At 40.7% G+C, this 25,272-nt stretch carries 22 protein-coding genes; 17 read left to right on the forward strand and 5 right to left on the reverse strand.

Annotation, left to right across the window (positions count from 1 at the left end; genetic code table 11):
* Positions 1-40 precede the first annotated feature (40 nt).
* The 3 genes from PVK63_RS12510 to hldE all read left to right on the forward strand — a co-directional run bounded on the left by PVK63_RS12510 (position 41) and on the right by hldE (position 6,213).
* Positions 41-1,642 carry a methyl-accepting chemotaxis protein gene (locus tag PVK63_RS12510; protein WP_274440523.1) on the forward strand — a complete coding sequence of 534 codons (1,602 nt, stop codon included), beginning with the start codon at positions 41-43 and terminating at the stop codon, positions 1,640-1,642.
* 136 nt (positions 1,643-1,778) lie between these two features.
* On the forward strand, positions 1,779-4,643 hold the full coding sequence (gene glnE / locus PVK63_RS12515; RefSeq protein ID WP_274440522.1) for a bifunctional [glutamate--ammonia ligase]-adenylyl-L-tyrosine phosphorylase/[glutamate--ammonia-ligase] adenylyltransferase: 2,865 nt from the start codon (positions 1,779-1,781) through the stop codon (positions 4,641-4,643).
* Positions 4,644-4,782: 139 nt separating this feature from the next.
* Positions 4,783-6,213 (forward strand): bifunctional D-glycero-beta-D-manno-heptose-7-phosphate kinase/D-glycero-beta-D-manno-heptose 1-phosphate adenylyltransferase HldE, encoded by a 1,431-nt coding sequence (gene hldE, locus PVK63_RS12520; RefSeq protein WP_130043941.1) that lies wholly within the window; start codon positions 4,783-4,785, stop codon positions 6,211-6,213.
* 97 nt (positions 6,214-6,310) lie between these two features.
* Here the strand turns inward: hldE and tolC are convergent, their stop codons facing one another.
* Positions 6,311-7,636, reverse strand: coding sequence for an outer membrane channel protein TolC (tolC, locus tag PVK63_RS12525; protein WP_130087780.1), 1,326 nt, complete (start codon positions 7,634-7,636; stop codon positions 6,311-6,313).
* 232 nt (positions 7,637-7,868) lie between these two features.
* Here tolC and nudF point away from each other — a divergent pair, with 232 nt between their 5' ends.
* The 6 genes from nudF to parC all read left to right on the forward strand — a co-directional run bounded on the left by nudF (position 7,869) and on the right by parC (position 14,666).
* Positions 7,869-8,507 carry an ADP-ribose diphosphatase gene (nudF, locus tag PVK63_RS12530; RefSeq protein ID WP_274440521.1) on the forward strand — a complete coding sequence of 213 codons (639 nt, stop codon included), beginning with the start codon at positions 7,869-7,871 and terminating at the stop codon, positions 8,505-8,507.
* Between the two features lies 1 nt (position 8,508).
* Complete coding sequence (locus PVK63_RS12535; protein WP_165366821.1) at positions 8,509-8,940, forward strand: DUF1249 family protein; 432 nt, start codon at positions 8,509-8,511, stop codon at positions 8,938-8,940.
* A 15-nt stretch (positions 8,941-8,955) separates the two neighbouring features.
* Positions 8,956-9,780: a 3',5'-cyclic-AMP phosphodiesterase gene (cpdA, locus tag PVK63_RS12540; protein WP_130047144.1), complete on the forward strand. Its 825-nt coding sequence runs from the start codon at positions 8,956-8,958 to the stop codon at positions 9,778-9,780.
* Positions 9,781-10,365 (forward strand): esterase YqiA, encoded by a 585-nt coding sequence (gene yqiA / locus PVK63_RS12545; RefSeq protein WP_130047143.1) that lies wholly within the window; start codon positions 9,781-9,783, stop codon positions 10,363-10,365. It abuts the gene before it with no gap.
* Positions 10,366-10,508: 143 nt separating this feature from the next.
* A complete protein-coding gene (gene parE, locus PVK63_RS12550) occupies positions 10,509-12,389 on the forward strand; it encodes a DNA topoisomerase IV subunit B (RefSeq protein WP_274440520.1) in 1,881 nt (626 codons plus the stop codon).
* A 3-nt stretch (positions 12,390-12,392) separates the two neighbouring features.
* On the forward strand, positions 12,393-14,666 hold the full coding sequence (parC, locus tag PVK63_RS12555) for a DNA topoisomerase IV subunit A (protein ID WP_274440519.1): 2,274 nt from the start codon (positions 12,393-12,395) through the stop codon (positions 14,664-14,666).
* 75 nt (positions 14,667-14,741) lie between these two features.
* Here the strand turns inward: parC and degS are convergent, their stop codons facing one another.
* The 3 genes from degS to zapG form a co-directional block, all read right to left on the reverse strand.
* A complete protein-coding gene (gene degS, locus PVK63_RS12560) occupies positions 14,742-15,809 on the reverse strand; it encodes an outer membrane-stress sensor serine endopeptidase DegS (RefSeq protein WP_130043949.1) in 1,068 nt (355 codons plus the stop codon).
* 118 nt (positions 15,810-15,927) lie between these two features.
* Positions 15,928-17,295 (reverse strand): Do family serine endopeptidase, encoded by a 1,368-nt coding sequence (locus PVK63_RS12565; RefSeq protein WP_274440518.1) that lies wholly within the window; start codon positions 17,293-17,295, stop codon positions 15,928-15,930.
* A gap of 79 nt (positions 17,296-17,374) precedes the next feature.
* A complete protein-coding gene (zapG, locus tag PVK63_RS12570) occupies positions 17,375-17,830 on the reverse strand; it encodes a Z-ring associated protein ZapG (protein WP_130043951.1) in 456 nt (151 codons plus the stop codon).
* 161 nt (positions 17,831-17,991) lie between these two features.
* On the opposite strand from zapG, the gene zapE reads away from it, so the two are divergent.
* From zapE to sspB, 8 genes are all read left to right on the forward strand, one after another.
* Entirely contained in the window at positions 17,992-19,098 is a 1,107-nt protein-coding gene (gene zapE / locus PVK63_RS12575; protein ID WP_274440551.1) for a cell division protein ZapE, read from the forward strand.
* A 279-nt stretch (positions 19,099-19,377) separates the two neighbouring features.
* Positions 19,378-19,806: a 50S ribosomal protein L13 gene (rplM, locus tag PVK63_RS12580; RefSeq protein ID WP_130043953.1), complete on the forward strand. Its 429-nt coding sequence runs from the start codon at positions 19,378-19,380 to the stop codon at positions 19,804-19,806.
* Positions 19,807-19,821: 15 nt separating this feature from the next.
* Positions 19,822-20,214, forward strand: coding sequence for a 30S ribosomal protein S9 (gene rpsI / locus PVK63_RS12585; RefSeq protein WP_060994077.1), 393 nt, complete (start codon positions 19,822-19,824; stop codon positions 20,212-20,214).
* 396 nt (positions 20,215-20,610) lie between these two features.
* Positions 20,611-21,204, forward strand: coding sequence for a ubiquinol-cytochrome c reductase iron-sulfur subunit (gene petA / locus PVK63_RS12590; protein WP_130043954.1), 594 nt, complete (start codon positions 20,611-20,613; stop codon positions 21,202-21,204).
* Positions 21,204-22,472, forward strand: a complete 1,269-nt coding sequence (locus PVK63_RS12595; RefSeq protein WP_130043955.1) for a cytochrome b — start codon at positions 21,204-21,206, stop codon at positions 22,470-22,472. Before petA ends, PVK63_RS12595 begins: the two co-directional genes overlap by 1 nt.
* Positions 22,469-23,206, forward strand: a complete 738-nt coding sequence (locus PVK63_RS12600) for a cytochrome c1 (RefSeq protein WP_130047139.1) — start codon at positions 22,469-22,471, stop codon at positions 23,204-23,206. Before PVK63_RS12595 ends, PVK63_RS12600 begins: the two co-directional genes overlap by 4 nt.
* A gap of 144 nt (positions 23,207-23,350) precedes the next feature.
* Complete coding sequence (sspA, locus tag PVK63_RS12605) at positions 23,351-23,986, forward strand: stringent starvation protein SspA (protein ID WP_130043957.1); 636 nt, start codon at positions 23,351-23,353, stop codon at positions 23,984-23,986.
* Entirely contained in the window at positions 23,986-24,444 is a 459-nt protein-coding gene (gene sspB, locus PVK63_RS12610; protein WP_130087774.1) for a ClpXP protease specificity-enhancing factor, read from the forward strand. The genes sspA and sspB overlap by 1 nt, the downstream gene beginning before the upstream one ends.
* A gap of 236 nt (positions 24,445-24,680) precedes the next feature.
* Here the strand turns inward: sspB and PVK63_RS12615 are convergent, their stop codons facing one another.
* Complete coding sequence (locus PVK63_RS12615; protein WP_130043959.1) at positions 24,681-25,271, reverse strand: BON domain-containing protein; 591 nt, start codon at positions 25,269-25,271, stop codon at positions 24,681-24,683.
* Between the last annotated feature and the right edge of the window lies 1 nt (position 25,272).

Here is a 25,272-nt window from a genome sequence, read left to right on the forward strand (position 1 = left end):
CACTAAAAAAATTGATTCTGAAAGCGAGCAGGGAGTGAGGATGTCAACAATAACCTTTAAGCCATGGGAAAGATTGGTCACTGATATTAAATTGGTGCCAAAGTTGGTCATGTTAATGGTGTTTAGTACGGTTCTGTTAGTAACAAAACAATTGTGGGATGCGAATAACTTTTACCAATCTGTTATTACTATTCAGAAAGAACGAGCACAAGAGTCAGCCATTGCTAATGCTGAATTAGTAAATCGTCTTTTAAATTATAACTCAGAAGGAAACGATTTAGTCGCTGAAGCAATCACCAGTCAATCAAAAGGCTGGAAAGACGGTAATTATATTTATGTGATTGATCGTAAAAGTGGTGAGGTTTTTGGGCATCAATCTATCCGTTCACTTTCTTCTTTTAATAATACACTGGATGATGGGGCCTCTTTGCAGCAGTTATTCCGTGGGTTATCTTCTCAAAAAGCATATTCATTAAATGATCATTCTCGTTTTGAATCGGCAGTAAAAGTTCCAAACCATGATTGGGTCGTTGTGGCTTCACAATCTTCAAATGTTGCTGAACAATATTATCAAGAGTATTTAACGCAAGTGATCTGGCAAACATTAGCGATGATCGTTTCTTTCATGGTTATTTTATTGAGCGCTTCAAGCATTATGCTGCGTCAAATGAAGTATTTAAATGCTTCAATGAAACAGATTGCCGCTCAAAATCTTTCAGAGCCTGTTGAGATGAACTGCAAAGATGAGTTTGGTGATTTGGCAAGAGAACTAAATAAAACACGATTACAACTTAAATCTGTGGTTGAAACTCAGTTATCAGCATCTCAAGAGCTCGCTGGGTTGACGGAAATCATGACCATCAGTATGGAAGGAACAAAAGAAGCGGCTCAAGAAGAGTTTGCTGAAATTGATCAGCTAGCAACAGCCATGAGTGAAATGAATTCAACGGTTCAGAATGTGGCTGAGAATGCGCGTAATGCTTCTATTGGTACCGAGCAGGCACAAACTCAAGCAAAAGTAGGTCAAGAATTTGTTGAAGGTACGATAGTTAAGATCCAAGCATTATCAGGTGATATTGCTGCTTCTGCTGAGGTGGTTAATCAAGTAGAAGAAAGAGTGATGTCAATCAGCTCGGTGGTAGAAACGATTCGTGGTATCTCTGAGCAAACCAATTTACTTGCATTAAATGCAGCGATTGAAGCGGCTCGAGCAGGTGATGCAGGACGTGGTTTTGCTGTCGTTGCCGATGAAGTAAGAAACCTAGCACAAAGCACGCAAGGTGCTACGGTTGAAATTCAAGAGATGATCACTCAATTACAAAACAGTGCAAACCAAGCGGTTGAGTTGATGGAAAAAAGTGTGGTTGAAGCTGCGGAAGGTGTAGAGCTTGTAACCAATGCAGGCACAGAGTTAGACAGCATTGTTAATCAAGTAAACCATATTAATGAAATGAACTTCCAAATCGCAAGTGCAGCAGATCAGCAAAGTTCAGTAGCAGAAGAGATGGATCAAAACTTAACCAATGTTCGTGAATTGGTAGATGCGTCTGTTGTTGTGATGACAGAGCTAACCGAAACATCCGAAGAAATGCAGAAAAACGCAGAAGAGTTAGAAGCAAAAATGAAAGTCTTTAAACTTTAAGACAAACTAACTTAATTTAATTAACGCCTACACTCAGTTGTAGGCGTTTTTATTTGCGGCGAAAAACAAAATTTGGCACAGTATCAAAAGTCTGATCGTACTTGGCGGTCATAAGGAATTTTCGATAAGGAATATCATGTCTTTGCCATCCTCATTAGCGTCATTAGCAGAACGTCGTCAACAAGAGTTAACTCACCTTTCCCATATACAGCAGTGGCCTAATACATTACAGGGGCAGCTCTCGATAGCTTTAGGGTGCAGTGATTTCCTGCATGAGGCATTTCAGCAAGACGAAGTATTATGCCAACGCTTCCCATCAATGTTTGAAGTGATTGATCGTAGTGAAGATTATCGTTCTCGATTACAAGAGTGTTTATCTCAATGTAATGACGAAAATGCGTTGATGCGGGAGCTTCGCTATTTTAGACGACGTGAAATGGCCTATATCGCGTGGCGTGACTTCACGTTAGCCCATGAGAAGGAGGGCCATCATTGGTCTTTAGAAATCAGTTTATCTCATCTTTCTTTATTAGCTGAAGCTTTGATTGTCGAGTCATATCAATGGCTTTACAAGCAGGCGTGCATTGATTGGGGAACACCAAGAAACGCACAAGGTGAGGCGCAACCTATGTTGATCATAGGGATGGGGAAGCTAGGTGGTGGAGAATTAAACTTCTCATCAGATATTGATTTGATTTTCACCTATCCTGAAAATGGAGAAACCGAAGGCGCTCGTCGAAGTATAGCGAATGCACAATTCTTTACTCGCTTAGGTCAGAAGATCATTAAAGCATTAGACCAAACCACATTTGATGGCTTCTGTTATCGTGTTGATTTGCGTTTGCGCCCATTTGGGGAAAGTGGCCCATTAGTCATGAGCTATGCGGCGTTAGAAGATTACTATCAAGAACAAGGTCGCGATTGGGAACGCTACGCGATGATAAAAGCGCGAGTGATGGGCAAAGAAACTTACAGCCATTATCAAGAACTTCGCCAAATGTTACGCCCATTTGTTTTTCGTCGTTACATTGATTTTGGTGCAATCCAAGCCTTACGTCGAATGAAATCAATGATTACCACCGAAGTTCGTCGCCGTGGCTTGAATGATAATATTAAACTTGGTCCTGGTGGTATTCGAGAAGTTGAATTTATAGCTCAAGTATTTCAATTAATCCGTGGTGGTAGAGAGCCTTCTTTACGTGGTCGCGGGTTATTAGAAACGTTAGAAGCAATTAAAGAACTAGGCCAATTATCAATCCAAGAAGTCGATAATTTAACCGTGGGTTATTGTTTCTTACGTCGTTTAGAAAACTTATTACAAGCAATTGGAGACAAGCAAACTCAGACATTGCCCATGGATGAAAGAGATCAATCCCGCTTGGCTTTTGCGATGGGAATGGCTAATTGGGATGAGCTATATAGCGCGATAGAAAAGCACATGAGTAGTATACATTCTGTGTTTGAAAATTTGATTGGTCATGATGAAGAAGAGCAAGAAAATAGCATTGATAAGTCGTATGTCGAATTATGGGATATGGCACATAACCCTGAAGTACTTGAGAGTATCTTACAAGAGTTGAATGCTGAACAAGCAGAGTCGCTCACTCGTCATATTATTGAGTTTAAAGGTGAACTTAAAAAGAAAACGCTAGGCCCAAGAGGGCGTGAAGCGATCATACATTTAATGCCCAAATTGTTCAGCATTGTGATTAGCCGAGAAGACGCAAGTGACACTTTGCCTCGATTAACGAAATTGATCCAAGCAATTGCCACGAGAACCACGTACCTAGAATTGCTTGATGAGCACAATGGCGCATTACAACATTTAGTTCGTTTGTGTGCAGCAAGTCCAATGGTTGCTGAGCAACTGACTCGTTATCCGATATTGTTGGATGAACTATTGGATATTAATCAACTCTATAACCCAATTGAGTTGAGCCAATATAAAATTGAATTGAATGAATTTCTTGCCCGCATTCCTGAAGATGACATGGAACAGCAGATGGAGGCGCTACGTCAGTTTAAGCAGGTGTGTTTACTTAGAATTGCAGCCTCCGATATCGCGGGTGGTTTGTCATTAATGAAAGTAAGTGATCACTTAACCTACTTATCAGAAGCGATAGTTGAAGCGGTGGTTAATCAAGCCTGGTTACAAGTCACTGAAAAATTTGGTGAGCCAACGCACCTTGAAGGGCGAGACAGTAAAGGCTTTGCGGTCATTGGTTACGGTAAAGTTGGCGGCTGGGAGCTTGGTTATAATTCTGATCTTGATATCGTCTTCATGCATGATTGTGATGTGAATACCTATACTAATGGCAAAAAAGAGATTGATGGTCGTCAGTTTTATTTGCGATTAGCACAACGAATTATTCATATTTTCTCTGTGCGAACCCCTTCTGGAATTTTATATGAAGTCGATACACGTTTACGCCCATCAGGCGCATCGGGTTTATTGGTGAGCACCAGTGAAGCATTTGATGAATACCAAAGAGAAGAGGCATGGACATGGGAACACCAAGCTCTGGTTCGTGCTCGTATGATTTATGGAGATATGACGTTGCAGTCTGCATTTAATGCAACGCGTCATGATATTCTCTGCTTAGAGAGAGATGAACAAAAATTACAACAAGACGTTGTCGAGATGCGCGAGAAAATGCGAGATCATTTAGGCGGAAAGAAAGCAGGACGCTTTATGTTGAAGCAAGATGCAGGTGGTATTACTGATATTGAGTTTTTAGCCCAATACTTAGTGTTAAATCACGCTAACCAAGCGCCAAAACTCACCCGATGGTCTGACAATGTTCGTATATTTGAAAGCTTTGCGGAGCAGGACGTCATGAGTGAGGAGCTATCTCAATCCTTAATTCATGCTTATTGCGTAATGAGAAATGAAATCCATCATCGCAATTTATTAGGTTTTGATGCCGATGTTGCCGATACAGGTTTTAATGAAGAGAGAAAAACAGTAGTAACTGCTTGGAATCAATGGTTTGGTGAGTAAGTTTTACTAAACCTAGAGTTTACTCTTTCTAAGTTGGCGCAGAACTTGCGTAAATGCTACCATTTATAGCAGATAATTTTGATAGATAGCACAAACCAATAATGGTAGATGATTTGCTGTTTATTACCCGGAGAAAAGAATGAAACCGACACTTCCTAATTACGAACAATCCGGTGTATTGATTGTTGGTGATGTAATGCTTGACCGCTATTGGGGTGGTCCAACGAATCGTATTTCACCAGAAGCACCAGTGCCTGTGGTTAAAGTAAATAATATTGAAGAGCGTCCTGGTGGTGCAGCAAACGTTGCCATGAATATTGCTGCGTTAGGCGGTAATGCTCATCTTGTTGGTCTTGTTGGGGATGATGAACCAGCAAAAGCATTAACAGCGACATTAGCGTCATTAAAAGTGCATTGTGATTTTGTTTCTCTTCCTGAGTTTCCAACGATTACCAAACTACGAGTGATGAGCCGTGGTCAACAGCTTATCCGTTTGGATTTCGAAGAAAGCTTCCATGATGTTCCTGCTGAGCCTTTAATCAGTCGTATGCAAGCTACGTTATCAAAAGTAAAAGCGGTTGTATTATCTGATTATGCAAAAGGGGCATTAGAGCACGTTCAGTTAATGATCCAAGAAGCACGCAAAGTGAATGTTCCTGTATTTATCGACCCTAAAGGCGCCGATTTTGAACGTTACCGTGGTGCAACATTATTAACACCAAACATGCTTGAATTTGAAACGGTTGTTGGCAAAGTAAAAGACGAAGACGATTTGGTTGCCAAAGGCCAACAGATTATCGAAGAATTTGATTTTGAAGCGTTACTTGTTACGCGTAGTGAGCATGGTATGACATTACTTCGTCGTAATATGGAGCCATTACATTTGCCTACTCAAGCTCGCGAAGTATTTGATGTAACGGGTGCTGGCGATACGGTTATTTCTGTTTTAGCTGCATCAGTATCAACAGGCAAACCACTTGATGAAGCGTGTGCATTAGCGAATGCAGCTGCAGGTGTAGTTGTTGGTAAACTGGGTACATCGACGCTATCAACCATTGAACTGGCAGAAGCGATTCACGGTAGCCAAGATTCTGGTTTTGGAATTATCAGTGAAGATGCTTTGGTTAATGCGGTAAAACAAGCTCGTGATCGTGGTGAAAGAGTAGTAATGACCAATGGTTGTTTTGATATTTTACATGCAGGTCATGTTTCTTATCTAAACCACGCAGCAGAATTAGGCGATCGCCTGATTGTAGCGGTTAACACTAACGAATCAGTACAGCGCCTGAAGGGCCCTGGTCGTCCTATCAACCCAACAGATCGTCGTATGGCGGTATTAGCAGGGCTAGGTGCGGTTGATTGGGTTGTTCCTTTCTCTGAAGATACACCTCAGCGTCTTATTTCTGAAGTATTGCCAACCTTACTTGTAAAAGGTGGTGACTACGCAATCGAAGACATTGCGGGTGGTGCAGAAGTGATTGCTGCTGGCGGTGAAGTGAAAGTATTAAACTTTGAAGATGGTTGTTCAACAACAGGCATCATTGAAGCAATTAAAGGCGGTCGCGGTTAATATCATCCGTAATGCATAAAAGAAAAGCCACATTATAGTAATGTGGCTTTTTTGTTTGTGCTATACCCATCATAAAATGTATACGATGGGTATTGGATTATTTAGCTTGCGTGGTTTTGTTTGCTTTTAAACCCGCGTTAATATCCATGATGTCTTGCTCGCTTAATGTACCAACCGCTTGTTTTAGCTGAAGGACACTTAAGATGTAGTCGTAACGAGCGTTTGCTAGGTTACGGTTTGCATCATACAAACGACGCGTTGAATCTAATACATCAACAATAGTACGTGTACCAACATCAAAACCTGCTTCTGTTGCTTCTAATGCTGATTTTGCCGAGATTACCGTTTGCTCGTACGCTTTTAATGCACCAATTGACGCATTGATGTTGTTGTTAAATGCACGAACATTTTTCGTCACATCACGGTAAGTCGCTTCTAAGTCTTGGCTTGCTGCAACGTATTGGAATTCAGCTTGGCTCGTTAATGAACTCGTGTTACCACCAGTATAAATAGGCACAACTAAATTAATACCAGCTTTTAAATCATTAGAATCATAATCAGTTCGTGGAGAATTTGTTCCTGAAATATCTGTGTAGCCGTAAGATGCATCAAAAGTCAGTGATGGCATGTGACCAGAGCTTGCTAGAGAGATATTATCTTTTGCAACATCAGCGCTGATACGAGCAGCTAATAGGCTTAAGTTCTTTTGTTGTGCTTCATCAATTAGGCTGTCAGAGCTTTGTGCTGAAGGGCTAGCAGAGAAGCGCTCAGTATCTAATACACTGAGTTTTGTGTGGCCTTGACCAGTAATAACACGAAGATCTTCATAGCTGTTTACTAATTGGTTTTCTGTTAATACTTCATTTGCTAATACGCTGTCGTATTGTGCTTGTGCGTCATGAACATCGGTAATTGCAGATAAACCCACATCAAAACGTTGTTTTGTTTGCTCAAGTTGGCGACCAACCGCTGCTTTTTCTGCACGAACAAATTCAAGGTTGTCGTTAGCGCGTAATACATCAAAGTATGCTTGAGCAACACGCAAAATTACGCCTTGTTGTTCTGCTGCATACGCAGAATCAGCTTGGCGAGCACTTTTCTCAGAGATATCTAAGCTTACCCAGCTAGAACGTTGGTATAGTTCTTGGGATAGTGAAATACCTGCGTTTAATACATCTTGCTCATTAGAATCGTAGTTACTACGGGTCATATTGTAGCCCGCAGTTAAATTAATTTGTGGTAATAACGAACTTTGAGATGAATTCACTGCTTCAAAAGCGGCATCTTTAGTCGCAGCAGCTCTTAGAAGTTGAGGATCATTTTCTTTAGCTTGATTGTATACTTGCGCAAGGTCATCGGCAGCAGCTAAAGAGCTGAAACTACCTAATGCCATTCCAATTAAGAGTGGAAGCAGTTTTCTCATGGTGGTTTGTCCTGCAAAAATTGTTTTATATAATATAGTACATAGAGTGTACCTTAACTCTCAGCACTCTGGCTGTAAAGATTACGTTTTTTTACGTTTTATCGACTTCTGGTATCTTAATAATGTGGAAAGCATCTAAAAAAAATGTAAGCATTATCAAAAAAGTTGAGTTAAAAAATTGTTGCCGTCTTCAATGAGTGATAAAACTGAGCCACAAAATGCGGAGAGCAAAATGAATTCATCATCAAAAACACAATTAGAAAGCCAATTTAGTTCAGGTGATGTTGATATTTTGTCGAAAGCATCGCTCTACAATGGCTTTTTCAAAATGACAAAAGTGAGCTTTCGCCATCAACTATTTCAGGGTGGTTGGAGCGAGATAATCGAAAGGGAGTTGTTTGAGCGCGGGCATGCTGTAGCGTTACTGCCTTATGATCCGATAAGCGATAGTGTCGTGTTAATAGAGCAAATTCGAGTTGGTGCACTAGAATCTGATTCTCCTTGGCAGTATGAGATCGTTGCTGGAATGATAGATAAAGATCAAACCGCAGAGCAGGTAGCCATTCGAGAAGCCAACGAAGAAGCCGGTATTGACGTTTCTCATTTAGAGAAAATCTCTCATTTTTACCCCTCTTCTGGTGGCTGCACAGAACAACTAGATGTATTTGTCGGTTGTGTTGATGCCTCTAAAGCGGTTGGTATTCATGGCTTAGAAGAAGAAAATGAAGACATTCGGGTTCATGTTGTGACCAGAGAAGAGGCTTACGCATTAGTGACTCGTGGCATAATTGAGAATGCTGCCTCAATTATTGCGCTTCAGTGGTTAGAATTAAATGTTTCGCGCTTACGATCACAGTGGAACACGCAATAACATGCGTAAATACCATGTAGATTTAGCAAGTTTGATGAGGGTGTATGAAACTAACTACGCTAAATTGGTGTCACTTTTACCAAAGAATGAAAAAATAGGTGCACTAACTCGTTATCAAGTTTGTCAGCAACAGTATCAGATCAAAGTTTTAGAAGTGACAGTATATACAACATTAGTTGAAGTTTATCAGATAGATGAGAAACCAATTTATCCACTTCCGAAGTTAACAGTAAGGCTTTATCATGATGCGAGAGTTGCAGAGGTGTGTGCGAGCCAGCAACTTGCCTACATTAAAGCGAAATACGATTACCCAAATGGGAAGATGCTTCAAAAAGATGAAAAGCATCAATTAAACCAGTTTTTAAGTGACTGGCTAACGTTTTGTTTGAAAAATGGGATAAGCCAAGAGCCCATTTTTTTAGAAAAGAATTAAAAGGTTGTAGCTATTTTGCTCTCGGAAACATTACTAAATAACGAAAACGGCCCAATTCGGTTGTTACAGATAACAGATACGCATTTGTTTGCGCCTGAAGATGGGGCGCTTCTTGGTGTACCTACATTAAAAAGTTTTCAAACTGTTGTTGAACAGGTGCAACAGCGTACGCCAAATTTTGATGCGATAATTGCAACGGGTGACATCTCTCAAGATCATACCGTGTCGTCATATCAACATTTTGTTGATGGAATTAAGCCATTAGTAAAGCCATGTTATTGGTTACCAGGTAATCATGACTATAAACCTAGTATGGGGGGAGTACTGCCATCCTCTCAAATCCAAGCTTGTGAACATTTATTTATAGGTCAGCACTGGCAACTAATTATTCTGGATAGCCAAGTGGTAGGCGTGCCTCATGGGGCATTATCAAAAGAGCAATTAGCTTTACTTGATAGCGTGTTATCCCAAAATCCAGACCGTCATTCCTTGGTGCTATTACATCATCACCCACTGCCTGCGGGTAGTGCATGGCTTGATCAGCATCAGTTAAAAGACAATGATGAATTTTGGAGTGTCGTTGGTCAGCATGACAATGTCAGTGGCATTGTATGTGGCCATATTCACCAAGAACTTGACCGTATTGTTAATGGTGCCCGTTTACTTGCAACGCCTTCAACGTGTGTACAATTTCTTCCAGATTCAGATGATTTTGCCTTAGACTCACAAGCACCAGGCTGGAGAACGTTGGATTTACTGCCTGATGGAAGAATTGAGACGCAAGTACACCGTTTAGAGAATTGTGATTTTTCTGCTGACAGTAATGCTGGAGGCTATTAAGTGAAAAAGCCAAGCTTACTCTTATATATTCATGGGTTTAACAGCTCACCGTTATCCCATAAAGCGCAAGTCATGACTCGTTATTGTGAAGCGCAACGTCCAGACATTAAAGTGATAACACCTCGATTACCTTCTTATCCAAAAGAAGCCGCTCAGTATTTAACTCAACTGGTCGAAAAGTACCAAACTGACTACCAAATAGGTTTAGTAGGCAGTTCGCTAGGCGGGTATTTATCAACATGGTTAAACCATCGCTATGGATTAAAAGCGGTGTTAGTTAATCCAGCCGTGAAGCCTTATGAGTTGCTTGAGGATTATTTAGGAACTCAAGTGAACCCGTATACACAAGAAGAGTACTTCCTTGAAGAAAAACACATGAAAGAACTCTTTTCATTGCGTGTTGATTTGATTGATACCCCGAGCTCTTTGTGGTTATTACAGCAAGAAGGCGATGAAGTGCTTGATTATCGACAAGCGGTAGACAAATATTCAGCCTGTAAGCAAACAATAGAAAAAGACGGCGACCACAGTTTTGTTGATTTTGAGCGTTACCCTGAACAAATTATTCAATTTCTAAATTTATAGTTACCGTTTCTCTACGATAGAGACACAGTATCTATACAATCTTTAATACAAAGCCACATATTTAGAGTGGAATAGGGGCGTTTGCTTGACTTTCCTCTCTCCCTTTCAGACTATGTGACAAATTTTAAGAAGCCTTCCGAGATATGACTGAACAATATAATGCAGGAGCCATTGAGGTTCTAAATGGCCTTGAGCCCGTTCGTCGCCGTCCTGGTATGTATACCGACACTGTTCGCCCAAACCATTTGGGCCAAGAAGTTATTGATAACAGTGTTGATGAAGCGTTAGCCGGACACGCGAAAAAAGTTGAAGTAATTTTACATGCCGATCAATCACTTGAAGTTATTGATGATGGGCGTGGTATGCCTGTTGATATCCATCCAGTAGAAAAAGTATCAGGCGTTGAACTTATTTTATGTAAGTTACACGCGGGTGGTAAATTCTCAGGTAAAAACTACGAATTCTCAGGCGGCTTGCATGGGGTTGGTATCTCTGTTGTAAACGCCCTTTCAAAACGCGTCGAAGTTACTGTCCGTCGTGATGGTCAAATATATGAAATTGCGTTTGAACACGGTGAAAAAGTATCGGACTTAACGGTAACGGGCACTTGTGGTCGCCGTAATCGCGGTACCAGTGTTCATTTTTGGCCTGATACAAGCTATTTTGATTCAGCAAAATTCTCGGTTAGCCGTCTGATTAATAATTTAAAAGCGAAAGCAGTACTTTGCCCTGGCTTAGAAATTGTTTTTAAAGATAAAGTTAACGATAAAGAGCATAACTGGTGTTATGAAGATGGCCTTAAAGATTATCTTTTAGAAGGTGTTGCGGGTTATACATTATTACCAGAAGAACCATTTACTGGCGCATTCTTAGGTAAAGGCGAAGCTGCCGACTGGGCCGTAACGTGGTTACCTGAAGGCGGAGAGCTTGTTTCTGAAAGCTATGTAAACCTTATCCCTACCGCTCAAGGTGGTACGCACGTCAATGGTATGCGCCAAGGACTTTTAGATGCAATGCGTGAATTCTGTGAGTTCCGTAACTTACTTCCTCGTGGCGTTAAATTAACAGCAGATGATATTTGGGATCGCTGTGCTTACGTTTTGTCGGTTAAAATGCAAGATCCTCAATTTGCAGGCCAAACTAAAGAGCGTTTATCTTCACGTCAATGTGCAGCATTTGTTTCTGGTGTTGTGAAAGATGCATTCAGCTTATGGTTGAATGAAAAACCACAAATAGCAGAATTGATTGCCGAAGCTTGTATTGCGAATGCACACCGTCGTATGCGAGCGGCTAAGAAAGTCGTCCGTAAGAAGATTGCATCAGGCCCTACACTGCCTGGTAAATTGACAGACTGTTCAATTCAAGATTTAGCTCGTACCGAACTTTTCTTAGTGGAAGGGGACTCGGCGGGCGGCTCTGCCAAACAAGCGCGTGATCGTGAATTCCAAGCGGTAATGCCACTGCGTGGTAAAATTCTAAATACATGGGAAGTCTCTGCAGACCAAGTTTTAGCATCTCAAGAAGTTCACAATATTTCTGTTGCGTTAGGCATTGACCCTGACTCAGATGATTTATCAGGGTTACGTTACGGTAAAGTATGTATCCTTGCCGATGCCGATTCAGATGGTCTTCACATTGCGACTCTTCTATGTGCGCTATATCTGAAGCACTTCTCTTCTTTAGTTCGTGCTGGACACGTTTATGTAGCCATGCCGCCACTGTATCGTATTGACTGTGGTAAAGAGGTATTTTATGCCCTTGATGAAGCAGAAAAAGAAGGCGTGTTAGATCGTTTAAGTAATAAACGTGCAAAAATAAACGTGCAACGATTTAAAGGGTTGGGTGAGATGAACCCACTTCAACTTCGTGAAACGACAATGGATCCAAACACTCGTCGCTTGGTGCAATTAACCATTGATGATGATGAGCAAACCAATGAAATGATGGATATGCTTTTAGGTAAAAAACGTGCAGACGATCGTCGTGCTTGGCTACAATCTAATGGCGATCAGGCAGAGGTATAATATATGAGTTCAGAAATGTCCTTGGAAGGTGTTGAACAGCTGCCGCTGCGCAAGTTTACAGAAGACGCTTATCTAAATTACTCCATGTACGTAATCATGGATCGCGCATTACCTTATATTGGTGATGGTTTGAAACCCGTTCAACGTCGTATTATTTATGCGATGTCAGAGCTGGGTTTATCTGCGAATGCAAAATACAAAAAATCAGCACGTACGGTTGGTGATGTATTAGGTAAATACCACCCACACGGTGACTCTGCGTGTTATGAAGCGATGGTACTAATGGCTCAGCCTTTCTCTTACCGATACCCATTGGTAGATGGTCAGGGTAACTGGGGTGCGCCGGATGATCCGAAATCGTTCGCCGCAATGCGTTATACCGAATCAAAATTATCGAAGTTTGCTGACGTATTACTTGGTGAAATAAGCCAAGGTACGGTTGAATGGCAGCCAAACTTTGATGGTACGATGAAAGAGCCTAAGATCTTACCTGCTCGTCTTCCTCATATATTGCTGAATGGCATCATGGGTATCGCGGTTGGTATGGCGACGGATATTCCTCCTCATAATGTGCGTGAAGTTGCGAATGCGACGGTGCATTTATTGGATAATCCAAAAGCAGATTTAGATCAAGTTATGGATTTCATTCAGGGGCCTGATTACCCAACTGAAGCTGAAATTATTTCATCTCATACCGATATTAAGAAGATCTACCGTACTGGTCGTGGCAGCATTAAAATGCGTGCAGTGTGGCATAAAGAAGGCAGCGATATCGTTATTACTGCATTACCACACCAAGTGTCAGGCAGTAAGTTATTAGAACAAATTGCAAGTCAAATGCGAGCGAAGAAACTACCAATGGTAGACGATCTTCGTGATGAGTCAGATCATGAGAACCCGACGCGTATCGTGATTGTTCCACGCTCAAATCGCATTGAAGCTGAACCGTTAATGAACCACCTATTTGCTTCTACGGATCTTGAAAAAAGCTTCCGTGTGAACCTAAATATGATTGGTTTGGATTTACGTCCGCAAGTTAAAGGCTTAGTTAGCATTCTTAATGAGTGGATTGAATTCCGTCGCACGACGGTTCGTAAGCGTTTACAGCATCGTCTTGATAAAATCTTAGCACGTTTGCATATTTTAGATGGTCTATTGGCTGCGTATTTGAATATCGATGAAGTTATCGAAATCATTCGTACCGAAGATGATCCAAAACACGAATTAATGACACGCTTTGATTTAACTGAAATTCAAGCGGAAGCCATCTTAGAGATTAAACTTCGCCAGTTAGCAAAACTGGAAGAAATTAAGATCCGTGGTGAGCAAGATGAGTTAGCGAAAGAACGAGATCAAATTGAGACGTTATTAGGTTCTGAGCGTCGTCTAAATACGTTAATTAAGAAAGAAATCTTAGCGGACGCTGAGAAGTTTGGTGATGATCGTCGCTCTCCATTGGTTGAGCGTGAAGAAGCAAAAGCATTAACCGAGCGTGATTTAATTCCAAGCGAAACGATTACGGTTGTTCTTTCTGATAAAGGTTGGATCCGTCATGCGAAAGGGCATGACGTTGACCCAACAACCTTAAACTATAAGTCGGGTGATAAATACCTAGCTCATGCTCGTGGTAAGAGTAATGCTCCTGCGGTATTTATGGGTAGCAACGGCCGAAGTTACGCATTGGAATCACATACTTTGCCTTCAGCAAGAAGCCAAGGTGAGCCTATTACGGGTCGCTTGAATGTCACAGCTGGCAGTCAAATTACTCATGTAGTTATGGGAGAAGAAGAGCAAACATGGCTAATCAGTTCAGATGCGGGTTATGGTTTTGTTTGTAAGGGATCTGACTTACTGTCTAAAAATAAGAATGGTAAAGCGCTACTAACTCTACCTGAAAATGCTCAAGTTATGCCGCCAGAAACGGTGTTAGATTTGGACAATGATGAGATTTTAGCAATCACCAATGAAGGCCGAATGCTTCTGTTCCCTATCAAAGATTTACCGCAACTAGGTAAAGGTAAAGGGAATAAGATCATCAATATTCCAGCAGCGCGTTCGAAGTCTCGTGAAGAGTTCTTGTCTCACTTGTTACCACTGCCTCAAGGTGCAACTATTACTTTGTATGCGGGTAAGCGTAAATTAGGTTTGAAACCTACGGATTTAGATAACTTCCGTGGTGAGCGTGGTCGTCGTGGTAGCTTATTACCAAGAGGTCTGCAACGAGTGACTCGCATTGATATTAATGGTGAGTGCACGGTAACTGAAGAGAGTGAATAACCTTAGTCGTTTTTCGATATAAAAATAGCGCATGGTGAATGCGCTATTTTTTTATGTCGATAGTATTGAAGTTGATCAGTTTGAAGGATCTTCAGCAATGGTAACTTTAATCGTCTTCGCTTTGCCCTTACGAATAATATCAACATCGACTTCAGTTTCTGGACGTAACTCGGTCACAATATCCGTAACATTTTGTCGATTAATGACACTTTTCCCATCAATACTCGTAATAATATCTTGAGTGATGATCCCAGCTTTTTCTGCCGGGCTATTTGGTGCAACGCCTAAAACTAAAATACCATTAATGTTATCTGCATTCATTAAGCGAGCCATTGCCGGGTTGATATCTCGGCCATCAATGCCTATATAACCACGAATAACTTGTCCATCTGCAATTAAGCGGCGCATGATTTTATCAGCCAGAGCATAAGGAATAGCAAATGAAATGCCATAGGTTTCAAGCTCAGTTGCCTGCTGGAAAGAGGCGGTATTAATACCAACTAACTCTCCCCGTGTATTCACTAGGGCGCCACCTGAGTTGCCTCTATTAATTGCAGCGTCGGTTTGAATTAAACCTTGTGTTCCATCAGAGCTTAATGCCGCGCGGCCAGTTGCTGAAATAATACCAAACGTGGTGGTTTGTCCTAAGTTATAGGGATTACCGATAGCAAGAACCACATCACCAATATCTGCTTGATAGCTTGGATTTAATGGGATAACAGGAAGGTTAGTGTCTTTAATTTGTAATACGGCTAAATCAGTACGCTTATCTTTACCGATTAACTGAGAGTTAAATAAGCGGCCATCTTGCAGAGCTACAATCACTTGGTCAGCATCGGCAACCACATGATAGTTTGTAATTATATAGCCTTTATCACTTACAATAACGCCAGAACCTAAACCTTCTGTATCTAAACGAAGGCGGTCTTCATTATTGTATTTTCGGCTATAAATATTCACAACCGCAGGTGCCGCTCGACGAACTGCATAATTAAATGAGATTTGATTACTTATTTGCTGTGGGGCTTGGTTTGTTTGAAGTTGCTCTGTCGTAATGGATGAGCGAAGATTAGGGAATGCAAATAGCAGAACGGCAGCGGTCGCTGTTCCGATAATAGCTGAGCGCAATAAGAATGAAAGCATTGCCTTCCTAACCTTTAAAAATCATAAAATAGTGGGCTAGGATAACATTGAACGTTTAAAAAAAGTAGATGTGAGAATAAGCGCTCACCTGAACACTTATTCTCTTTTTAGGCTTTAATTATTTAATCACAAGGTAAAGCGTTTGCTCTCCACGCTGAATATTAAGAGCAAGTACCGGTGGTTTATCTTCTAATAGCTTTCTAAAGTGTTGTAAATTAGTCACGCGGCTTCGGTTAATACCAATAATGATATCTCCTTTTTGTAAACCATAACGTTGAGCCATAGATCCCTTTTGAATACTGCTAATTTTCACGCCTTTAACAGGATCCGAATGGGATGTATTTTCTAGTTCGGCGCCTTTTAAACCATCATGCAGTTTTTCGGCTTTCGCTTTTACTTGTTCCGCTTCTTTCAGTGTCGCTGTGACGGTTTTTTCTTTTCCATCACGGATTAGCCCTAAGGTCACTTTTTTACCCGCACCTAGAGTGGCGACTTTAGCGCGTAATTCACCAAAGGTTTGAATTTTTTTACCGTTAATCGATATAAGAATATCACCCGCTTTAATTCCTGCTTTATCTGCTGCACTGTCTGGTATTACTTGACTAACAAAGGCACCGTGATTGGTGTCGTAATCAAAGGCCTCTGCCAATTCAGCAGTAAGCTCTCCACCTTGAACGCCAAGTATGCCGCGTTTTACATGACCAAATTCTAAAATTTGCTCTGATAAATTACGAACCATATTGGATGGAATAGCAAATCCAATCCCTACATTACCGCCATTAGGTCCTAAAATAGCCGTATTAATACCAATAAGTTCACCATTCAAATTCACCAGTGCGCCACCGGAGTTGCCGCTGTTGATTGCTGCATCGGTTTGAATAAAGTTTTCAAAATTATCGAGGTTTAATCCACTACGTCCAAGGGCTGAAACAATGCCTGAGGTCACGGTTTGCCCTAAACCAAATGGGTTACCTATAGCAACGCTAAAGTCTCCAACTCGTAGATTATCAGAATCAGCTAATTGGATTTGAGTTAGGTTTTTGGCTTCTTCTAGCTTTAATAAAGCAATATCGGACATTTCATCACTGCCAATCAATTCAGCAGTGTATTCACGACCGTCATGCAATTGAACAAGGATTTCTTTCGCACTGTTAATAACGTGATGGTTCGTTACGATATAGCCTTTTTTAGCATCAACGATGACACCAGAACCAAGACCTCTAAATGGTCGCTCTTGAACTTGTTCAGCAGGGAAGTCTGGCCCTAAAAAGAAACGAAACTGCTCAGGTATATGTTGTTTTGATACTTGAGTTCCAGAAACGGAGATACTGACTACTGCTGGTGTGATTTTTTCCAGCATAGGTGCAAGGCTAGGCAGTTGCTGAGAGTTGACCGCAAGGGGTAAGGCCGCTTGAGATTGAATAGGGGTAAGAATTGCACTGATGCTTAAAGTTAAAGCACTTAAAACAAGCAAAGGCTTTTTCATCGATAATGTACTCTTAGTTAAACAAAGTGTACTTATTCGACTCAAAAGCCTTTATAAAAGTTCATAGTAAATGCAAATTTTAAGCGATTTTATCTTCTTTTTTTGCGCTTACATCGCTAAGTGGTTCATCTTTTAATAAGCCACTTGCACCATTCGCATAGTCTTTTGGTGGGCTATTAATTTCATCTTTTACATGAGCCATTTTTTTATTTAACTCTGGTGAAAGAGTCATCTCATCCAAGCGAGCTGAGAATGGATTATCTTGCTCTGGCAAGTTTGGCATTAATTCTTTAGATGTTGACGCCATGTGGTCATACATTTTATTAAAATCTTTTGCTAATGCTTCTAGCATGGTGGCACTTGTCGCGAAATGGTCCACCAACTCTTGACGATACTGTTCCAACTCATACTTAGATTTTTCTAAATCTTGTTTTAATGATTTTTGATCTTTGATACTAGGAACTGTAAAACGAGAAATCATAAAGCCAATGGTGATACCAATAGCTAAGCCAATTAAAGCGTATGTCCACGCCATGAAGTACTCCTTACCGTTTTTATTAATATGGGTCGACTTAATACTAATCTTATTAACTGCATATTCAGATTGGTATAACTGTGAGTTAGCCCACTCATAGTGTGAGTTGAGAACATGCTACTATGAAGGGAGTCAATCAACAAAAGAAAAGATTAAAAGTGATGACACCATTAGAAAAATATCAGCAAGACCTCAATCAAGAGGGGTTTATGCATGATAGCGCTCAACAAAATGCTGTAGAACATCTTGATGATTTATATCGACGGTTTTTAGAATTAAAAGTTCCTCAAACACCAATAAAAAAGTCTTGGAAACGATTTTTTAAAAAAAACGAGCCACAAAAACTCGTGCCTGAAAAAGGACTTTATTTTTGGGGCGGAGTAGGCCGTGGTAAAACTTATTTAGTCGATACCTTTTATGATGCATTACCTACAGAAAGAAAAATGCGTGTTCATTTTCATCGTTTTATGCAACGAGTGCATGATGAACTGGGTGAACTAAAACAACAGCCTGATCCTTTACTTATTGTTGCTGATAAATTCAAACAAGAGACAGACATTATTTGTTTTGATGAGTTTTTTGTCTCAGATATAACAGATGCAATGATTCTGGCTACTTTATTAGAAGCTTTATTTGAGCGTGGGATTGCTTTAGTCGCAACATCAAATATTGAACCACATAACCTGTACCGTAATGGTTTGCAGCGAGCACGCTTTCTTCCTGCTATCGCATTAATAGAAGCGCATTGTGACATTGTTAATGTCGACAGTGGCATTGATTATCGATTAAGAACGTTAGAGCAAGCTGAAATTTTTCATTTTCCATTAGATGCGAAAGCGGAAAATAACATGAAAATGTATTTTGACAAGCTGACCTCAGAAAGTGAATACAAGGCAAAAACCATTGAGATAAATCATCGGCAACTAGAAGTAAAAGCGGAAGGGGATGGTGTGGTTCATTTTGATTTTGAATCACTGTGTGAGAGTGCACGTAGCCAGCACGATTACATTGAGCTTTCGCGTTTATATCACACGGTTTTGTTGTCTAATGTAAAAATCATGGGGGAGCTTAATGATGATGCTGCTCGTCGCTTTATTGCCATGGTTGATGAGTTTTATGAACGAAACGTCAAATTGATCATCTCAGCAGAAGTTGATTTAGCTGCTATTTATGAAAAAGGGCGTTTAACGTTTGAATTTAAACGTTGTCAGTCTCGTCTAGTTGAAATGCAAAGCCACGAATACTTAGCAAAAGAACATTTATCTTAATCATTACCTCCTATATTTTTATAATTTATAGCGGAGATTTGGTGTGATGAGAGTCAAATTTCATTTTTTTTGCTGTTTTTTCATAATATGTGAAATATCTTCAAAAAAAAGGTGATTTTTTCTTCACGCTTCACTATAATCCTCCGACCCACCGTTACTGTACTGGCGTAATTGCCAAGAGTGCCAACCACTCGAAGGGGTGATGACTGGGCTCAAAAATATACAGTGGGAGCGAAAGCTCCTAATCAGTGAAATTATTTAATAACGGGTATCATTAGCATGAAAACTTTCGTTGCTAAACCAGCCGCTGTAAAGCGTGACTGGTATGTTGTAGACGCTGAAGGTAAAACTCTTGGTCGTATCGCAACTGAAATCGCATCTCGCCTACGTGGCAAGCATAAAGCAGAATACACTCCTCACGTAGATACTGGTGATTACATCATCGTTATCAACGCAGAGAAAGTACGCGTAACAGGTAATAAAGCGGCTGGTAAAATCTACTACCGTCACACTGAATTCCCTGGCGGTCTAAAATCTATTTCTTTCGAGAAACTGATCGATCGTAAACCTGAAATGGTTATTGAATTAGCTGTTAAAGGTATGCTTCCACGTGGTCCTCTTGGTCGTGCTATGTACCGTAAACTTAAAGTTTACGCTGGCGCTGAGCATAACCACACTGCTCAACAACCACAAGTACTAGACATTTAATCGGGGATTATGGCAATGGCAGAGAATCAATACTACGGCACTGGTCGCCGTAAAAGCTCAGCAGCTCGTGTTTTTATCAAACCGGGTACTGGCAACATCGTAATCAACAAGCGTAGCCTTGAAGTTTACTTCGGTCGTCCAACAGCACGTATGGTTGTTAACCAACCTCTAGAGCTAGTTGAAATGACTGATAAACTAGACCTATTCATCACTGTTTCTGGTGGTGGTATTTCTGGTCAAGCTGGTGCGATCCGTCACGGTATCACACGCGCTCTTATGCAATACGATGAATCACTACGTCCTGCACTACGTGCAGCTGGCTATGTTACGCGTGACGCTCGTTGCGTTGAGCGTAAGAAAGTTGGTCTACGTAAAGCACGTCGTAAACCACAATTCTCTAAGCGTTAATATTACGCTTACCAGTGGCTTTGTTTTCAGAGCCACTTGGATATTGTGTTCAAAAGCTCAGCATTTATGCTGGGCTTTTGTTGTTTTTGTGAGGTGAAATACTCTTCACAGCTTGTATTCCTTCTACTTTTCTTATCTTTTCTCCCTTCTCATCATAAAAAGTCTACCCACTTCACAAATGTTGCAAAAAAGTAGCTTTACCTTGTCAAAAAGTAAGGTTTTCTTTATCATTTATGGGTAAAAACAACAGCATAATAATATATGAACAAATTCTGTGGTTATTTTAAGAATTTATAACATCTAAATCCTGTTGTATCACACCATTGAAGTTAGCCGTAGCTCGACAATGTATGGACATAATAAAAACTACATAAAGAGCACATGGGAGAAAGTTGGATGAGCAATGCGCCAGTGAGTAATGGTCGACGCCGTTTCTTAACAGCAACAACTGCGGTTGTTGGTGGTTTAGGAGCTGTGGCGGTGGCCGTACCTTTTATTAAATCTTGGAATCCGAGTGCAAGAGCGAAAGCTGCAGGTGCACCGGTTGAAGTCGATATCAGTAAGCTCGAGGATGGGCAGATGGTTCGTGTTGAGTGGCGAGGTAAACCTGTATGGGTTGTACGCCGTTCAGAAGCACTTTTACAATCATTGACTGAAATCGATGGTCAACTTCGAGACCCATCTTCAGGCGAAGAGCAGCAACCTGTGTACGCTCAGAATGCATATCGTTCGATTAAGCCTGAAATATTTTTAGCCGTTGGTATTTGTACTCACCTTGGCTGTTCACCTACCTATTTACCTGACAGTTTTAGTGAACAAGTTGAAGGGGTTAACTCTGGTTTCTTCTGTCCGTGCCATGGCTCTAAATTTGATATGGCTGGTCGAGTATTCCAAGGGGTGCCTGCGCCATTGAACCTAGTGGTTCCTAAACATATGTACCTTAGTGATACGCGTATCCTAGTTGGGGTTGATGAAGGAGGGGAAGCCTAATGCAACCGTTACTCGATTGGGTAGAAAAACGTCTACCTGCGATGAATGCGTATAAAAAGCATTTATCTGAATACCCAATGCCAAAAAACTTTAACTTTTGGTATTTCTTTGGCTCATTAGCTATGTTGGTTTTAGTTAACCAGATCGTTACTGGTATCTGGCTAACAATGAACTATGTTCCTTCTGGTGAGGGTGCATTTGCCTCTGTTGAATACATCATGCGTGATGTTGATTATGGTTGGCTACTTCGCTATATGCACTCTACAGGTGCGTCAGCCTTTTTTGTTGTTATTTATCTGCACATGTTCCGTGGCTTAATTTACGGTTCTTATCAGAAGCCTCGTGAATTGCTATGGCTATTTGGTATGCTGATCTTCTTAGTGTTAATGGCTGAAGCGTTCATGGGATACTTACTTCCATGGGGACAAATGTCTTACTGGGGCGCTCAGGTTATCATTTCACTGTTTGGTGCAATTCCTGTTATTGGTGATGATTTAACATTGTGGATCCGTGGTGATTACGTGATCTCTGGTGCGACACTGAACCGTTTCTTTGCGCTTCACGTTATTGCTCTCCCAATTGTATTATTGCTATTAGTAGTATTACATGTACTCGCTCTGCATGAAGTGGGTTCTAATAACCCTGATGGTATTGAGTTGAAAATACCAAAAGCAAAAGATGACAAGGGTGAGCATAAAACACAATTTAAATTCCATGAATACTATACGAGCAAATATAACATTATTGACTCGGTGCCTTTCCATCCATACGGAACGGTAAAAGATATGATTGGTGTAGCTGGTTTCTTATTCTTCTTCTGTTATGTGTTGTTCTTTAACCCTGAAATGGGTGGATACTTCCTTGAGCCGCCTAACTTTGAAGCGGCAAACCCATTGAAAACTCCTGAACACATTGCTCCCGTTTGGTACTTCACGCCATTCTATGCAATCTTGCGTGCGGTTCCTGATAAGTTATTAGGCGTTGTCGCTATGGGTGCATCGATTGTTGTGCTATTCCTTCTTCCTTGGTTCGACCGTTGTAAAGTTCGTTCATACCGTTACCGTAGTAAATTGCATTTACTGAATATTGCACAGTTTACTGTTAGCTTTATTGCTCTTGGTGTTCTTGGGGCATTACCTGCGACGCCTACTTATACGTTATTAGCACAAATTTTCAGTCTGACTTACTTTATGTTCTTCGTTCTGCTGTTTGTATATAGTAAAAACGAAGCGACGAAACCACTGCCAGAGAGGGTAACATTCAAATGAGAAAGTTGATTTTAGTACTTTTTGCTTTGTTGCCATCAATGGTAATGGCGGCAGGTGCAAAGGTTCCACTAGATAGTGCGAATAACGACATTCGTGATCAAGCATCGCTACAAAATGGTGCGAAATTATTCATGAACTACTGTGCTGGTTGTCATTCAACTCAGTATCAACGTTATGGCCGTGTTGCTGAAGATCTAGGTATTCCGGTTGATCTTATGATGGATAATCTTGTTTTTGATCCAAACGCCAAAATTGGTGATTTGATGGAAAATGCGATTCCTGAAAAACAAGCAGCGAATTGGTTCGGTGCGCCGCCACCAGACTTAACACTGGTTGCTCGTGTACGTGGTACTGATTGGTTATACACTTACTTACGTACATTCTATGCCGATCCAACGCGTCCATTTGGTGTGAACAATATGGTATTCCCAAGTGTTGGTATGCCTCATGTATTACAGGAACTTCAAGGTGTTACAACTCCGATTTATGAGACAACCATGGTTGATGGTGTGGAGCATAAAGTCGTTGTTGGTGTTGAATCTGATGGTACCGGCGAATTAAGTTCAGGTGAATATGATGCAGCCGTTCGTGATTTGGTTAACTTTTTAGAGTATTCAGGTGACCCTGTTCAACTTGAGCGTCATCGCTTAGGTTGGTGGGTTATGGGCTTTTTAGTGATATTTGCTTTTGTTTCTTACTTGCTTAAGAAAGAATATTGGCGCGATGTCCACTAATCATGATATTCTAGATCGTTAATTGTACGCAATGGAGGCTTAGCCTCCATTGTTTTTGTGTCACTACTATTTCATACTAAATAGATAGCTGACAGGCACCTAAATTCGGTGCTTTTTGCTCCTAGATAAATACCGGAGGGCTCAATGGCTGTTGCTGCCAACAAACGCTCAGTAATGACGCTTTTTTCAGACGCTTCTGACATGTACAGTCACCAAGTACGCATCGTACTGGCTGAGAAAGGAGTAAGTGTTGAAGTTGAATTGGTTGATCCATCCAACTTACCAGCAGAACTTGTAGAATTAAACCCTTACAAAACTGTACCAACACTTGTTGATCGTGAGCTTGCTTTATACAACTCTAATATCATCATGGAATATTTAGATGAGCGTTTCCCTCATCCGCCATTGATGCCTGTTTACCCTGTTGCTCGTGGTAACAGTCGTCTAATGATGCACCGTGTTGAAACTAACTGGTATTCATTAGCAGAGAAAGTTGCGAAAGGATCTTTTGAAGAATCTGAAGCAGCACGCGCAAAACTGCGTAATGACCTTCTAATGTTAGGTCCAATCTTCGCTGAATACACATACTTCATGAGTGATGAGTTTAGCTTAGTGGATTGTTACTTAGCCCCGTTATTATGGCGTTTACCATCTATGGGTATTGAATTATCAGGCCCTGGTGCTAAAGAACTTAAGATCTACATGAACCGTGTATTTGAACGTGATTCATTCCTAGCTTCATTAACTGAAGCTGAGCGTGAACTGCGTCTAACGAACTAATGGATATTAGCTCAATGATGCCCCGTCGCCCATACTTGTTACGTGCATTTTATGAATGGATTGTAGATAACGAGTTAACACCACATCTTGTTGTTGATGCAACAATGAATGGTGTGCGAGTTCCAGAAGAGTTTGTTCAAGATGGTCAAATCGTTTTAAACGTAGCACCACACTCTGTTGGTAATTTAGAAATGGGTAATGAAGCGGTGACATTTAATGCTCGCTTTGGTGGTCGTCCTCACTCGCTAATTTTACCGCTCTATGCGATTCAAGCTATCTATGCACGTGAAAACGGCGCTGGAACTATGTTTGAACCAGAAGAAGCGTACGAATTAAGCTCAGAAGAGGGGATCTTTGAGGAAGATTTAGTATCTACTTCAGAAGAAGATTCATCGTCTGATGATAAGCCTGAGCCACCACGTCCAACGGGTCGCCCAAGCTTACGAGTGGTTAAATAGCTTTTCCACTACAGCTTTAAATTAAAAAAGCCTGCATAGATTGCAGGCTTTTTGTTATTGAACTATATGATACCAATGACAGTAAGTAAGAGAACAATAATAGCGAAGGTAAAATGCTTGAGAACAAGGCGAAATTTTTTGATAAGTAGTTATTCTACAATCAAAAATTTCAACGCAGTTATCGAGAGTTTTAACCAGCTAGGATGATCTGTTATTTACTACGATTGGTATAATAATTACTCTTTTTCTACACTGCCACCTTGGCCGTATTCAAAGGCTTTAATTACCTCTTTAACCCCTTTGATATTACGAGCAACTTCTGCTGCAATATTTCCCTGTTCTTCAGTCACAAACCCAACAAGAAAGACCTCTTGAGCTTCAGTGAAGACACTGATCTTTATTCCATTTAGCTCTGATTTTGCGAGAAGTGAAGATTTCACTTTTGTGGTTATCCAGCTATCGTTATTTATTTGAGTAAAGGTTAATAAAGGACGAACACGGATTTGATTATAAACGGTATTAACACCATTTAAGCTTTTAATTTGTTTTTCAAAATCTTGATTAAGTTGATTATTTTTCGCCTGCCCCATTAAAAGGGTTTTTCCGTTATAGGTTACGGCACTGACTCGCATATTATATTGATAAGGAGCCTTGTTGGCTAAGCCTGTTGCTTCTAATGAAATATTCTTATCCGTCAATTGCTCTTTCATTGTTCTATTGTCTGTCACTACTGAAGCTGTAGTTGCCGCTCCTGCAATGAATAAACCGGCACAGCCTTGAAGTAAGACGGCAGAAAGGAGCAATGCGCTTAATTTAATTAACTTCATC

The organism is Aliivibrio sp. S2TY2 (assembly GCF_028765525.1).
In the GTDB taxonomy this organism is placed as follows: domain Bacteria; phylum Pseudomonadota; class Gammaproteobacteria; order Enterobacterales; family Vibrionaceae; genus Aliivibrio; species Aliivibrio finisterrensis_A.